At 54.5% G+C, this 14,284-nt stretch carries 12 protein-coding genes; 2 read left to right on the forward strand and 10 right to left on the reverse strand.

From position 1 onward, the window contains the following. Positions 1-42: 42 nt before the first annotated feature. The 10 genes from lspA to rplU all read right to left on the reverse strand — a co-directional run bounded on the left by lspA (position 43) and on the right by rplU (position 10,940). Complete coding sequence (lspA, locus tag Q8W24_RS15390; RefSeq protein ID WP_305475876.1) at positions 43-564, reverse strand: signal peptidase II; 522 nt, start codon at positions 562-564, stop codon at positions 43-45. Next, positions 564-3,470, reverse strand: coding sequence for an isoleucine--tRNA ligase (gene ileS, locus Q8W24_RS15395; protein ID WP_305475877.1), 2,907 nt, complete (start codon positions 3,468-3,470; stop codon positions 564-566). Before ileS ends, lspA begins: the two co-directional genes overlap by 1 nt. After that, positions 3,460-4,476 carry a bifunctional riboflavin kinase/FAD synthetase gene (ribF, locus tag Q8W24_RS15400; protein ID WP_305475878.1) on the reverse strand — a complete coding sequence of 339 codons (1,017 nt, stop codon included), beginning with the start codon at positions 4,474-4,476 and terminating at the stop codon, positions 3,460-3,462. The genes ileS and ribF overlap by 11 nt, the downstream gene beginning before the upstream one ends. A 177-nt stretch (positions 4,477-4,653) precedes the next feature. Continuing rightward, positions 4,654-6,246, reverse strand: a complete 1,593-nt coding sequence (gene murJ, locus Q8W24_RS15405) for a murein biosynthesis integral membrane protein MurJ (RefSeq protein ID WP_303431730.1) — start codon at positions 6,244-6,246, stop codon at positions 4,654-4,656. Between the two features lie 123 nt (positions 6,247-6,369). Then, positions 6,370-6,636 carry a 30S ribosomal protein S20 gene (gene rpsT / locus Q8W24_RS15410; protein ID WP_303431729.1) on the reverse strand — a complete coding sequence of 89 codons (267 nt, stop codon included), beginning with the start codon at positions 6,634-6,636 and terminating at the stop codon, positions 6,370-6,372. 120 nt (positions 6,637-6,756) lie between these two features. After that, positions 6,757-7,596, reverse strand: a complete 840-nt coding sequence (gene kdsA / locus Q8W24_RS15415; RefSeq protein ID WP_305451576.1) for a 3-deoxy-8-phosphooctulonate synthase — start codon at positions 7,594-7,596, stop codon at positions 6,757-6,759. A gap of 101 nt (positions 7,597-7,697) precedes the next feature. Further along, on the reverse strand, positions 7,698-8,846 hold the full coding sequence (gene proB / locus Q8W24_RS15420) for a glutamate 5-kinase (protein ID WP_305475879.1): 1,149 nt from the start codon (positions 8,844-8,846) through the stop codon (positions 7,698-7,700). Positions 8,847-8,976: 130 nt separating this feature from the next. Next, on the reverse strand, positions 8,977-10,179 hold the full coding sequence (gene cgtA, locus Q8W24_RS15425; protein WP_305475880.1) for an Obg family GTPase CgtA: 1,203 nt from the start codon (positions 10,177-10,179) through the stop codon (positions 8,977-8,979). A 100-nt stretch (positions 10,180-10,279) separates the two neighbouring features. Next, positions 10,280-10,537, reverse strand: coding sequence for a 50S ribosomal protein L27 (gene rpmA, locus Q8W24_RS15430; protein WP_303431725.1), 258 nt, complete (start codon positions 10,535-10,537; stop codon positions 10,280-10,282). A gap of 91 nt (positions 10,538-10,628) precedes the next feature. Then, the gene (gene rplU, locus Q8W24_RS15435; protein ID WP_303431724.1) at positions 10,629-10,940 is read right to left on the reverse strand and encodes a 50S ribosomal protein L21; all 312 of its coding nucleotides are present in this window, start codon (positions 10,938-10,940) and stop codon (positions 10,629-10,631) included. 247 nt (positions 10,941-11,187) lie between these two features. Between rplU and Q8W24_RS15440 the strand changes: the two genes are divergently transcribed. Both Q8W24_RS15440 and dsbD read left to right on the forward strand, forming a co-directional pair. Further along, positions 11,188-12,198, forward strand: a complete 1,011-nt coding sequence (locus Q8W24_RS15440; protein ID WP_303431903.1) for a polyprenyl synthetase family protein — start codon at positions 11,188-11,190, stop codon at positions 12,196-12,198. Between the two features lie 28 nt (positions 12,199-12,226). Beyond that, positions 12,227-14,125: a protein-disulfide reductase DsbD gene (gene dsbD, locus Q8W24_RS15445; RefSeq protein WP_305475882.1), complete on the forward strand. Its 1,899-nt coding sequence runs from the start codon at positions 12,227-12,229 to the stop codon at positions 14,123-14,125. Positions 14,126-14,284: the final 159 nt, after the last annotated feature.

Here is a 14,284-nt window from a genome sequence, read left to right on the forward strand (position 1 = left end):
GCCAGATACCGGGTTACGCCAATGTATGTCAGCCGTACGGATTCAATCGCTGCGACTGACGGAGTCAGAAGCCGGTTTCTGTGTGCTGATGCTGTCCCGTATCACGTCGATTGCCATCATAATGGCCCCTACCGTAATGGCAGAGTCCGCAATATTGAAGGCAGGAAAATACGCGTTGTCCCAATGCACGGAAATAAAGTCAATCACATGACCAAACAGCACCCGGTCGACCAGATTGCCCACCGCGCCCCCCAGAATCAGTGCCAGTGACACCGCCAGCCAGGGTTGGCTGCGCGGTAAGCGCCGCATCCAGACCATCAGCATGACACTGACGGCGGCTGAGATAATCGTAAAGAACCAGCGTTGCCAGCCCGGCTGGTCGGCCAGCAAACTGAATGCAGCCCCCTTGTTATACAGCAAGGTAAAATCCAGCACCGGTAACAGATATACCGGATTGCCATAGTGCAGCCAGGCTTCGGCCATTTGTTTGGTGGCCAGATCAATGACCAGAACCAGCAGGCTGAGCCACGACCAGATCAGGGCGCTGTTTTTTATCGATGTCATCAGGCGTACAGGCGAACTTCGCCCTCTCCCTCAACGTTGTCGATGCAACGGCGACACAGCGTTGGATGGGCGGCATCGCTGCCAACCGTCTCGCTGTGATGCCAGCAACGCTCACATTTTTCTGCTGTCGAGGCGACGACACTGACGCGCAAGTCGCTCAGGTCAGTGGCTTCGCCTTGCTCATCATCCCATGCTGCCACCCGGGCTGAAGACGTCATCAGCACAAAGCGTAATTCATCACCCAGTTGCTCCAGCGCCACTCGCAGTTCGGCATTGGCGTACAGCACCAGATCTGCTCCCAGGCTGGCACCGATCAGCTTGTCACTACGGGCTTTTTCCAGCTGGCCATTTACGGCTTCCTTGACCTTGAGAATGGTTTGCCAGTACCCGTTGTCGAAGCCGTTATCAGACACAACCGGAAAGTCGGTGTACCACTCGGCCAACAACACAGAGGCATCACGATCACCGGGCAAGTTGTCCCAGATTTCTTCCGCAGTAAAGGACAATACCGGGGCAATCCAGCGAGCCATGGCTTCCAGTACATGGAACAACGCCGTCTGGGCACTGCGACGCGGCAAGCCATCATGTTTGCCGGTGTATTGACGGTCCTTGATGATATCCAGATAGAAGCCACCCAACTCACTGACACAGAAATTCATCAACGTTTTGGTCAGCCCCTTGAAATCGTAATCCAGGTAGAAGGCGATCACCTTCTCTTGCAGGGTGCGGGTGTATTCCACAATCCAGGCGTCCAGCGGCAGCAGTTGTTCACCGGCCACCAGATCTGTTTTTGGATCAAAACCATGAATATTGGCCAACAGGAAACGACAGGTATTACGTACCCGACGGTAGGCATCGGCGTTGCGCTTGAGAATCTCGTCCGAGACGGTCATTTCACCGCTGTAGTCGGTATCGGCCACCCACCAGCGCAGGATGTCGCCACCCAGGCTGTTAAGCACTTTCTGTGGTTCAACCGTGTTGCCCAGGGATTTGGACATCTTGCGACCGTTGGCGTCGACGGTGAAACCATGGGTCAGCACCGTTTTATAGGGGGCATGGCCATACGCCGCCACACTGGTCAGCAAGGAACTCTGGAACCAGCCACGATGCTGGTCAGAACCTTCCAGATACATATCGGCCGGGAAGGTCAGTTCTTCACGACGCTGACAAACGGAAGTATGGGTGACGCCGGAGTCAAACCATACATCCAGGGTATCCGTCACCTTGACGTAGTCGGCGGCTTCATCGCCCAACAGTTCCGCGGCATCCAGTTCAAACCAGGCATCAATACCCACGGCTTCTACTTTTTGCGCTACCTGTTCAATCAGTTCGGCAGTACGGGGATGCAATTCACTGCTGTCTTTATGGACAAACAGCGCGATCGGTACACCCCAGGTACGCTGACGCGAAATACACCAGTCCGGCCGGTCGGTCAGCATGCCTTCAATACGGGCCTTGCCCCAACCCGGGCGCCATTCCACTGCGTTTTCCACTTCGTCCATGGCCTGCTGCAGCAAGCCATTCTGATTCATGGCAATAAACCACTGGGGCGTTGCCCGGAAAATAATCGGGGTTTTGTGACGCCAGCAGTGTGGATAACTGTGGGTGATATTGGCTTTTTTCAGCAACGCACCACATTCATTAAGAATGGCCAATACCCGGAAGTTACCCTTGTTCGCGGTGCTTAACCCGGTCAGTTCCAAGGCTTGCAAGGTGGCGTTATCGATAAAATTGCCGTGGCTGTCGACCAGCATCTCGGCGGAGCGGATGCCGAAGGTCTGACACACGCTGTAGTCATCCGCGCCGTGCATTGGAGCGGTATGGACAGAGCCGGTACCGGAATCGGCGGTGACGTGCTCGCCGGTGATGATCGGTACGTATTTTTCGGCGCTATCGGCTGCAGGCATAAAAGGGTGTCGAACCACAAACGGAGCGCTGTCACCAGCCGCCAGTTGTTCCGGAGTCCAACCCAATACTGCGCCCTTGGCAGTAGCCACCACCTCGTAATCACTGGCATCAATGCCATAACGGGCCATTGAGTCAGCCACCAGGTCGGCCGCCAGCACCAATAGTTCATCCTGTTCTTTCAGCAGTACCAGCGAGTATTCCAGCGTCGGGTGTACCGATACGGCTTCGTTCGCCGGCAGAGTCCAGGGAGTGGTTGTCCAGATCACAATGCTGGCCGTTTTACTCGCCAGTGTCGCTTCGGCACCAAAGGCCGCCAGCAACTGCGCGGTATCCGGGAAAGCAAACTTCACATCAATCGCTACGGACTTTTTATCCTGGTGCTCAACTTCCGCTTCCGCCAATGCAGAACCACATTCCGGGCACCAGTTCACTGGCTTGAAGCCCTTGTGCAGGTGGCCCTTGTCGATGATTTTGCCCAGCGTACGAATGATGTCCGCTTCGGTTGTAAAATCCATGGTGAGATAAGGGTTATCCCAGTCTCCCAACACCATCAGGCGTTTGAAGTCCTCGCGCTGGCCATCGACCTGTTTGGCGGCGTATTCGCGGCAATGACGACGAAATTCACTGGCGCTGACCTTGTCACCAGCCTTGCCTACCTGCTCTTCCACTTTCAGTTCAATCGGCAAGCCATGGCAATCCCATCCCGGTACATAAGGAGCATCAAAGCCACTCATGGTCCGTGACTTGACGATCATGTCTTTCAGAATCTTGTTAACGGCGTGACCAATATGAATCTTGCCATTGGCGTATGGCGGGCCATCATGCAGGATAAACTTGTTACGACCCGCACGTGCCGCACGAATCTGCTGGTACAGCCCCATTTTTTCCCAACGAGCCAGCATGTCAGGCTCTCGCTTGGCCAAATTACCGCGCATGGGAAATTCGGTATCCGGTAAATTCAGGGTCGATTTGTACTGGCTGTCCACTTTATCGTTCATAACGGGTCACTTCTGATAAATTCAATTCGGTCGTCGTTATCCGGGTCGATCCCGAATCACGGAAAGAGTATGGCAATGTGGCGAAATAATGCTGGGCCGAGCGTTTGTCATCGTCAATAGCGGCTTGTAGTGATTCCAGGCCATCAAAGGCACGCTCACCACGAATACGATGCCAGAATTCGACCGTCAGATGCTGGCCATACAGATCACCGGAAAATCCGAACAGGTGAACCTCCAGTGACGGCTCAGGCTTCAGGCTGATGGTCGGTTTGATTCCGACATTGGCCACTCCCAGATATTCTTCGCCGGTCTCCTGGATGCGTGTGGCCACGGCATACACTCCACACAAAGGCAGGCGGCGGCGATGGATCATCACATTGGCGGTGGGAGTATTCAGCGTACGGCCCAGTTCCCGGCCGTGGGCAACCCGCCCGGACATGCGATAGGTACGCCCCAGCAACTTGCGCACTTCGCCCAGACGGTTGGCTTCCAGCTCCTTGCGGATACGGGTACTGCTGACGCGTTCTCCGGCCACCAGAAAGGTCGAGGAGTCCTGCACCACAAAACCATATTGCTGGCCAGCACCGGCCAGCAGCGCATAATCACCCCGGCGATCACAGCCAAAGCGGAAGTCATCTCCCACGATCAGATGGCGAATACCGAGCGTATCCACCAGTACCTGCTTGATAAAATCATCCGCCGACATTGATCGCAGCGCCTGATTAAACGGCAGGCACAGAACGTAATCGACGTGATCGGCATCAAGATCAAGTAATTTCTCGCGCAGATTGGCCAGTCGCGCGGGGGCTTGGTCCGCGGCAAAAAATTCCTTGGGCTGCGGCTCAAAAATCATTACCAGCGTTGGCACAGCCAACCCGGTTGCCGCTGCATGGAGTCCATGCAAAATAGCCTGATGCCCCAGATGCAAGCCATCAAAATTACCAATGGTGATCGCACAGCCAGAGAATTCCGCTGGAATATTATGTAAGCCTCGCAGCAGACGCATGAGCGATGACAGTCCTCAGTGATTCAGTTACCGGAACAAACAGATAACCAGACAAAAATACAAGGGGCTGGATTATAGCCAAGGCACCGCGCCGGGAACAGTCAAACACCGGAAACAGCCGCTATAGACTGAATTTAGCCTCGAACCACCCCATCAAGCGCAGCGGGCACCAGCCCTCTAGTCAAACAAGGCACCACGCAAGTGCCGGGGCCGCAGCCCGGCAACAAGCAACACCAGCACATAGACGACAACGCCCGAAACAACCACCAGCGTCATTTGTACCATACGTTCAGAAGCTGACCACAGCAGCCAATCGGCCACATCCCCCATGAGCCACCAGGTCACTCCCAGCAAGGCAGCATTTGCCAATGCCAGCTTGGCCATAAACCCCAACCAGCCACGACTGTGTTGCAGCACCCCGGCTTTGCGCAACCCCAGATATAACATCAGAGCATTAAAGTACGATGAGATAGCGGTGGCCAGCGCCAGTCCGACATGGGCAAATGGCAATACCAGCGCCAGATTAAACACCATATTCACGACCATCGCCTGAATACCAATACGTACCGGTGTGCGGGTATCCTGCCGTGCATAATAACCGGGAGCCAAGACCTTGATCAGCATAAAGGCCAACAGGCCCGAGGCGTAAGCTTGCAAGGCGACCGACATTTGCTCAATGTCATAAGTCGTCATTTCACCGTGATAAAAAATGGTTGCCATCAACGGCTGAGCCAACAGTGCCAGCGCCAGGGCTGCCGGTAATGCCAGCAGCAACACCATGCGCACCGCCCAATCGAGCGTACGAGCAAAACCCTCAGCCTGTTCTCCAGCATGCTTACTCGACAGCGCAGGCAAGATCACCACACCAATGGCGATGGCAAAAATTCCCAGCGGCAGGTTATTGAGCCGATCGGCATAATACAGCCAGCTGACGCTGCCATCTTCCAGAAATGATGCCAGTACCGTATCCAGCAACAGATTAATCTGACTGACCGACACCCCGAACAAAGCCGGTATCATCAAGCTGACAATACGTCGAACCCCTTCATCATCCCGTTTTACCGTCGGCCGCACCAACAGCTGCAAGCGGGCGAGAAACGGCAGCTGAAACAGCAATTGCAGCAGTCCGGCAAAAAAGACTCCCCAGGCCAATGCAAACAATGGCTCCTCAAACCAATCAACCATCAGCCATGTTGCGGCAATCAGTGTCAGATTCAGCAACACCGGAGTAAAAGCCGGGATGGCAAAACGGCCGTAACTGTTCAGCACCCCACCCGCAAAGGCCGTCATGGCAATAAACAACAGATAAGGAAAGGTAATACGCAGCAGATCCCCGGTCAGGGCAAATTTTTCCGGATTGGTAGCAAAACCGGGGGCAAACAACCAGGGCAGGTAGTCCGCCGCTAACAACGCCAGTGTCGTCACCGTCAGCAATGCCAGACCCAGGGTACCGGATACCCGCGACACCAGCAGTTGCACCTCATCCAGAGAACGACGGGTACGGTATTCACTCAGTACCGGAACAAAAGCGACCGAGAAGGCACCTTCGGCAAACAGGCGACGAAAAAAATTGGGGATTTTAAAAGCCACCAGAAAGGCATCAACCCGGGTGCCAAAATACTGTGCCACCACAATATCACGCACCAGCCCCAGCACCCGACTGAGCAAGGTGAACACGCTGACGACCGATGAAGAACGCAGCAGACTACTGCCTGTCGACCGGGCACCCGCTTCCGTGGTTGTTGACGATGCTGCTTTTTGTTTGTCCACGACGGATTTCTCTTGTTGTACAACCTGGTACGGGCTGCGCAGGATGCTTCACCCAGAAGGGCCTTGCCAACAGACAGCCACAAAAAAGCCCGCAAAAGCGGGCTTTTTTATCGTCGAAAGGCCTTAGCCTTTCAGCGCAACAACCTGCGAATTCAGACGGCTTTTGGTACGGGCTGCAGTGTTTTTATGCAGAATACCTTTGTTGACCATCTTATCGATATACGGTTGGGCTTTAACGAACGCAGCTTGGGCCTGTTCGTAGTTATCAGACGCTACAGCAGCGTGTACTTTCTTGATGTAGGTACGCACCATAGAACGCAGTGCGATCGTACGGGCACGGCGTTTGATAGCCTGACGGGCGCGTTTACGAGAACCAGCAGAATTTGCCACAGTCGGCTCCTTAATAAGGGGTTTAGTGAATTCCAAGAGGGCCGGGATTATCCCGGCCAGCCCCTTTCATGTCAACAAGAAGTCGCTTTATTTCAACAAACTGGCCGGTTTTCTTGCAACTTAGCCGATAACAACCTTATCGAACGATTTAACCAGGTCATCCACTGCTTTCATTTGCTTCAAATAAACTTCCAGCTTATCGAGTGGCAAGGCGCAAGGGCCATCACATTTGGCTTCTGCAGGGTTAGGGTGAGCCTCGATAAACAGGCCACCAATACCCAACGCCATCCCCGAACGCGCCAGTTCAAACGCCTGCTGACGACGCCCATCCGCCGAATCCGTACGACCACCCGGGCGCTGCAACGCATGGGTCGCATCAAAGATAACCGGTGCCATGGGTTTCATATCATCCATACCGAGCATATCAACCACCAGGTTGTTATAGCCGAATGAAGAACCACGCTCACACAACATCACCCGCTCGTTACCGGCTTCGGCAAATTTCTTGATGATATGACGCATTTCATGCGGTGCCAGAAACTGGGGTTTTTTCACATTAATGGCAGCACCTGTCTCAGCCATCGCCACCACCAGATCGGTCTGACGCGCCAGAAAAGCCGGTAACTGAATCACATCAACCACCTCGGCAACAGGAGCTGCCTGATAGGTTTCATGAACGTCGGTAATAATTGGCACATCAAACGTTGCCTTGATCTCTTCAAAGATCTTCAGGCCTTCTTCCATACCGGGACCGCGATAGGAGTTGATCGAGGAGCGGTTCGCCTTGTCAAACGACGCCTTGAAGACATACGGAATACCCAGGCGAGTGGTTACTTCCACATAATGCTCACAAATGGCCATGGCAAGATCACGGCTCTCAAGCACATTCATACCGCCAAACAGGGTAAAAGGCTTGTCGTTGCTGACTTCCAGACCGCCAAAGGCTACCGACTCAATCATAGTGTTCCTCAGATATACATTTAGAAAGTTCAGGGACTCAGACGTGTACCCTGCACGAATGAGGCGCAAAGCAATAATAACGGTGTATTGCGTCTGTCTGGTTATATTACCACCAGATTATCCCTGTGGATCATTTCCTGTTCCACAACAAAACCCAGCACCTGTTCCAACTCGGACGACGGTGTGCGCAAGATCTTGTTGGCTTCACTGCGACTGTAATTCACCAGCCCTTTGGCAACCAGCTCGCCACGTTCATTTTTACAGGCAACCACTTCGCCGCGCTCAAAGCGGCCATTCAGCGCCACCACACCAATCGGCAGCAGACTGCGATGACCATTACGCAGGGCATTTACCGCCCCATCGTCCAGAATCAATTCCCCGCGAGTCTGCAGGTGACCGGCAATCCACTGCTTGCGCGCCGCAACTGGCTCGCGATCAGCCACCAACAAGGTGCCCAGCAGTTCACCCGCACGCAAACGCGGCAACACACTCTCAATCCGGCCGCCGACAATCAGGGTATCCGCTCCGGAACGGGATGCCAGAGACGCCGCTCGTACCTTGGTGACCATGCCACCACGCCCCAACGCACCACCGCTGCCCGCCATATCGGCAATGGCAGGGTCAGACGCCTTGGCTTCCAGTACCAGCTCGGCATCCGGGCAGGAACGGGGATCGGCAGTGAACAGCCCTTGCTGATCGGTCAGAATCACCAGTACATCAGCCTCTACCAGGTTGGCAACCAGAGCGCCCAGCGTATCGTTATCCCCAAAGCAGATTTCATCGGTTACAACGGTGTCATTTTCATTCACCACCGGCACCACACCCAGATTCATCAGAGTGCGTAACGTGCTGCGAGCGTTAAGATAACGGGTACGGTTACTGAGGTCATCATGGGTCAGCAACACCTGGGCGGTGAGCCGGTCATGTTTACCAAAAGCGGTTTCATAAGCCTGCACCAACCCCATCTGCCCGACCGCTGCCGCCGCCTGCAACTGATAAAGTTCTTCCGGTCGTTTATGCCAGCCAAGACGGGTCATACCGGCGGCAACCGAGCCGGACGAGACCAGAATAATATCGTGCCCCAGGCGCTGTAATTCGGCCATCTGATCAACCCAGGATTGCATCCCTTCGAGATCAAGACCCTGGCCGTCATTGGTCAGCAGAGCGCTGCCAATCTTGATAACCCAGCGCTTTTTCTGCGCCAGCCGAATACGATGCTGCTGAATTTGCTGTTGAGAGTCCAAAGCCATTCCAAAAGCTATTGATGCAAGGCCATGGCAGAAAGCAATGGCCGGGATACTGGGACAACCTGGCTGGCGCGGCAATCACACCAACAGGGAGCCAACCAGCGACGTGGTAACCGCGGCGGCTACCTGAAAACTATTCGTTAAGATAAACAACTTCGACGTCGTAGTCATCGTCGTCGTCATTGTCGTTTGACGCCGCCCGAATCGCAGCCCGCTCAGCGCGATGCCGCTCTTCCAGCTCTTCGATACGTTCGCGGGCTTCTTCTTCGACCACTTCGCGCTCCCGCTCGATCTGGGCAGCAAACTCTTCGTCCTGCTCAGCCCGCAGGCGGCGTTCTTCGATATATTCCATAATGTCGCAACTCAACGGGAAAGTACCATCCTTGTTGATTGCAGCAATCTGGTAAACCGGGCCTTGCCAGTCCAGCTTGTCCAGAACGTCCTGACAGGCGGCTTGTCGCTCGTCTTCCGGCAACAGATCCAGCTTGTTCAGAATCAGCCAGCGATCCCGCTTGACCAGTCCGGGAGAAAAATACTCCAGCTCATCGATAATGGTACGCGCACACTCTGCAGGATCAGCGCCATCCGGTGGAGCCATATCCACAATATGCAGTAACAAATGAGTCCGCACCAAATGCTTCAGAAAGCGAACACCCAAGCCCGCACCTTCTGATGCACCTTCGATCAGCCCGGGAATATCGGCAATCACAAAACTGCGATGCTGCTCTATGGAAACCACCCCCAGATTCGGCACCAGTGTGGTGAAGGGATAGTCAGCAACCTTCGGGCGAGCGGCAGAGACAGACCGGATAAAGGTAGATTTACCAGCATTGGGCAAGCCCAGCAAACCGACATCAGCCAGTACTTTCAACTCCAGCTTGAGGTTACGTGACTCTCCCTCTTGCCCTGGTTTGGTCTGGCGTGGTGCCTGGTTGGTACTCGACTTGTAACGGGTATTCCCAAGACCGTGAAAACCACCCCGAGCCACCATCAGGCGTTGGCCGATTGCCGTCAGATCACCCAGCGTCTCACCGGTATCTTCGTCGATCGCCGTGGTACCGACAGGTACCGGCAAGACAATATCTTCACCTTTGGCACCGGTACAGTTACGACTGGCGCCACCCTGACCGTTCTGGGCGCGATGACGCCGGGTATAACGATAATCCACCAGCGTATTGATCGAGTCGTTGGCTTCAAGATACACCGAACCACCGTCACCGCCGTCGCCGCCATCCGGGCCGCCTTTAGGAATGAACTTTTCGCGACGAAAGCTCAAACAGCCGTTGCCGCCCTTTCCCGCTTCAACTGTAATTCGTGCTTCGTCAACGAACTTCATATCGATACCTCAAAAAAACATACAAAAACGCCCCAACTGCAAGCAGCTGGGGCGCTTTTTACGGCAAACCAACCGCCGACAACCTTGAACCGGTTGTCGATCAGGCAGGAACGACGCTAACAGTCTTGCGATTGTTTGGACCTTTCACTTCAAATTTGACAACGCCTTCGGCAGTTGCAAACAGAGTGTGGTCACGAGCAACACGGACATTGTCACCGGCGTGTACACGAGTGCCACGCTGACGAATAATGATTGCGCCTGCTTTTGCTGCCTGGCCGCCGTACAGTTTCACGCCAAGGCGTTTACTTTCGGAATCGCGACCGTTCTTGGTAGAACCACCAGCTTTTTTGTGAGCCATGCTTCTTTCTCCTTCTGAGGGACCACTACAACACTGCGGATGCGGTGACCGTCATTCACAGTCACCCGGGCCCAAATTGAATTTAAAAAAATTAGCCAGCGATGCTGGTGATTTTCAGTTCAGTGAACCACTGACGGTGGCCCATTTGTTTCATGTGGTGCTTACGACGCTTGAACTTCATGATTTTCACTTTCTTGTGACGACCATGGGCAACCACTTCTGCCGTTACTTTAGCGCCTTCAACCACAGGAGTGCCAATTTTAACGTCATCGCCGTTACCAATCAGCAAAACTTTTTCCAGTTCAACCGCATCACCTGTTGCTACTTCCAGTTTTTCAACTTTCAGTGTTTGGCCTTCTTCAACACGGTATTGCTTACCGCCGGTAATTACTACTGCGTACATGAGGTTCTCCACCTGCTGCATTTTTAGCCGGGCCTCTGATCAGCACCGGTCCATAACCGAATACGCTACTTTCACAACCTGCTTCTACTGGGAACGCACGGGTTACCATATGGCAGGGAGCTGAAATTCGGGCGCGAGACTGTACCTCAGAGCAAGCTGCGTTGCAAGTCGGAGATTCTCGCATTTCCTTGACAGTGTCGACGCTCAACTCTAGCATTTGCGGCAGTTTTCCCGAGACATTATGAATATGCCGTCATCCAACATCACATCCCCATCTCCGGCCCCGTCCATGTCGCTGGCCGACATACTGACATGTGTTGATGATGATTTTCAGGCGGTCAACCGGCTCATCAACGAGCAGCTGGAATCCCGCGTTCCACTGGTCGAAAAAATCGCTGACTATATCGTCAACAGTGGTGGCAAGCGCATCCGGCCATTGCTGGTGCTTCTGAGCGCCCGGGCATTGGGCAACTGCGATCAGGGTGCGATCAAACTGGCGGCCATTATCGAGTTCTTGCACACCGCCACCCTGTTGCACGACGATGTGGTGGATACCTCGGACATGCGCCGGGGCAACCCGACCGCCAATGCCAAATGGGGTAATGCTCCCAGCGTACTGGTCGGTGACTTCCTTTACAGCCGCTCGTTTAACATGCTGGTGGAACTGGCCAACCTCAAGGTAATGGATATTCTTTCCTCGACCACCTGTGTGATTGCCGAAGGCGAGGTGCTGCAGCTGACCAACGTCAAAAACCCGAATATCACCGAAGCCCAGTATATGGACGTGATTCAGGGTAAAACCGCACAACTGTTTGAAGCCTCAACCCACGGCACCGCCGCCCTGCTGCAAGCTCCGGATGACATCCAGGAAGCGCTGCGTATTTACGGCAAGGAACTGGGGCTGGCCTTCCAGTTAATCGACGATGTTCTGGATTACGAAGGCAATGCCGCCGATCTCGGCAAAAACGTTGGTGATGACCTGGCGGAAGGCAAGCCAACACTGCCACTGATTCATGCCATGGCCAATGCCGATGAAACCGGCCGCAAACTGGTGCGCCAGGCCATTCGCAAAGGTGGTCTGGATAACATGGAGGATGTCATGGCCGTGGTCACACATACCCGCTCAATGGAGTACACCCGCAACAAAGCCAATGCCTGTGTGCAACGGGCCGAACAACAGCTGCAACTTTTACCCCAATCGGCGGCCAAAGACGCCCTGATTGCTCTGGCCAGAATCGCCGTCCAGCGCAAAACCTAACTCTACCCACCCAGAACCGGGGATTTTTATGCAGGTTGTTGCCAGATATCTGATTGCCATCCTGGCGCTGCTCGCCCTGACGCCTACTGTCCAGGCCGGGCTATTTGATCCACTCGGCGGCGCTGAACCCAAATTTTTACCGGTGGAACAGGCTTTTCCACTCCAGACAGATATTGATGGCGGCCTGTTAATTGCCCAATGGCAAACCCCGCCTGGCTACTATTTGTATCAACATCGTATTTATCTGAGCCAGGATGACATACAGCAGGACCCTGCCAGCTTTTCAGAACCCGGCATTGATAAATACGACGAAGCCTTTGGCGATATCATTGCCCATTACGGCCCACGGGAAGTTATCTTCAAGCTGGATTCATTCAGTGCCGGTGTCGTTACCCTCCACTACCAGGGTTGCGCCGATGCCGGGCTGTGTTACCCACCCCAGCGTATCAATATCACCATTGCGGCCAGTGACCTTCCATCAGCCAGTCCGGTCCCCGCAGCTGCCACACCATCGGCTCCCTGGGAAAATACCGCAACAGATACCGCAACTACCGCAGCAGGCACCACCGCGAACGCTGTCACTCAGTCAGCAACCACCAGCGCCAGCTCTGGCATTAACAGCAACAATACTTATCCTCCCGCGACCGGCCAGCCAGCCAGCAGTTCCGCCCACTGGTTTGAAGGCTCCTGGCTGACCACCATTGGCCTGTTCTTCCTGCTCGGCATCGGACTGACATTTACCCCTTGTGTGCTGCCGATGATTCCGATCATGTCGGCGGTGGTGATGGGGCAAAACCAGACCATTTCCGCCCGGCGCGGTTTTTTGCTTTCCAGCACCTATGTACTCGGAATGGCCATTACCTACGCTCTGGCGGGGGTTATCATGGGGCTACTGGGAGCCGGAGCCAATATCCAGGCCTGGATGCAAACCCCCTGGGTGCTGGTGCTCTTTGCCCTGCTGTTCGTGTTGCTGGCGTTGTCGATGTTTGGTCTCTATGAACTGCAATTACCCAGCAAACTCCGCAATCGCCTTAATCAAATGAGCCAACAGCAATCCGGTGGCCACCTGCTCAGCGTGTTTGTGATTGGCATCCTTTCGGCACTGATTGTGTCGCCCTGTGTCTCGGCACCGTTGGCCGGAGCACTGGTTTACCTCAGTACCACCGGCAACGTCTGGCTCGGCGGTGGCGCCCTGCTGGCGCTTGGGTTGGGCATGGGGGCACCACTTATTATCCTGGGTACCAGCGGCGGCTCGCTGATGCCCAAAGCCGGTGCCTGGATGAACCAGATCAAAATCTTTTTTGGGGTATTACTGCTGGCCGTTGCACTCTGGCTGGTCAGCCGCATTCTGCCCGGGTCACTGAGTCTTGCACTCTGGGGGCTGCTGGCACTGGTTTATGCCGTGGTTGCCGGTGTATTTGAACCGGCATCAACACCACGCCATCGCGCCTTCAAAGGCCTGGCCTGGGCACTGCTGGTTTACGGCGTCGCCGCCTTCTGGGGCGCATTACAAGGCAACCATAATCCGTTACAGCCACTGGCATCTACTCATGCCGGGTCTGCTGCCAGCGCTGAACAACAGGCCAACGCTTTTTATCGCACCGAGTCGGTGACTGACATCCAGCGCCTGATCAAAAACAGCCAGCAACCCGTCATGCTGGATCTCTACGCCGACTGGTGCATCAGCTGCAAAGTCATGGATGAAGAAATTTTTGCCGATGATGAAGTACAGCGCCAATTGAGCCATATGACCTGGCTGCAGCTCGACATTACCCGTAATACCGACGAACAGATTGCCCTGTTACAAAGCCTGGCCGTTTTTGGCCCTCCGACGGTGCTGTTCTTCCACGAAGGTATTGAAGTTCCTGAGCGCCGTATCGTCGGGGAAATATCCAAAGCCGAATTTCTGCGCCTGACCCAACCCTGACCCGACACCAACCGATGCAAGTGCCCATCCGCATATCGGGGATATACTTGAATAATCATAACCAGGCACACATATAGGGGGTATCTATTTAATCCGGTGCTCACTCTGGGCTACCGGATGGTTTCGAATCACGAAGCCGACTTGCAGGCCTGACGGGTC

The organism is Oceanobacter sp. 4_MG-2023 (assembly GCF_030689165.1).
In the GTDB taxonomy this organism is placed as follows: Bacteria; Pseudomonadota; Gammaproteobacteria; order Pseudomonadales; family Oceanobacteraceae; genus Oceanobacter.

Excerpts from the sequence above, each read along its gene's own strand:
- ribF (WP_305475878.1), bottom strand. The coding sequence starts at position 4,476 with ATGCGTCTGCTGCGAGGCTTACATAATATTCCAGCGGAATTCTCTGGC.
- dsbD (WP_305475882.1), top strand. The coding sequence starts at position 12,227 with ATGCAGGTTGTTGCCAGATATCTGATTGCCATCCTGGCGCTGCTCGCC.
- lspA (WP_305475876.1), bottom strand. The coding sequence starts at position 564 with ATGACATCGATAAAAAACAGCGCCCTGATCTGGTCGTGGCTCAGCCTG.
- ileS (WP_305475877.1), bottom strand. The coding sequence starts at position 3,470 with ATGAACGATAAAGTGGACAGCCAGTACAAATCGACCCTGAATTTACCG.
- rpmA (WP_303431725.1), bottom strand. The coding sequence starts at position 10,537 with ATGGCTCACAAAAAAGCTGGTGGTTCTACCAAGAACGGTCGCGATTCC.
- kdsA (WP_305451576.1), bottom strand. The coding sequence starts at position 7,596 with ATGATTGAGTCGGTAGCCTTTGGCGGTCTGGAAGTCAGCAACGACAAG.
- proB (WP_305475879.1), bottom strand. The coding sequence starts at position 8,846 with ATGGCTTTGGACTCTCAACAGCAAATTCAGCAGCATCGTATTCGGCTG.
- rplU (WP_303431724.1), bottom strand. The coding sequence starts at position 10,940 with ATGTACGCAGTAGTAATTACCGGCGGTAAGCAATACCGTGTTGAAGAA.
- Q8W24_RS15440 (WP_303431903.1), top strand. The coding sequence starts at position 11,188 with ATGCCGTCATCCAACATCACATCCCCATCTCCGGCCCCGTCCATGTCG.
- cgtA (WP_305475880.1), bottom strand. The coding sequence starts at position 10,179 with ATGAAGTTCGTTGACGAAGCACGAATTACAGTTGAAGCGGGAAAGGGC.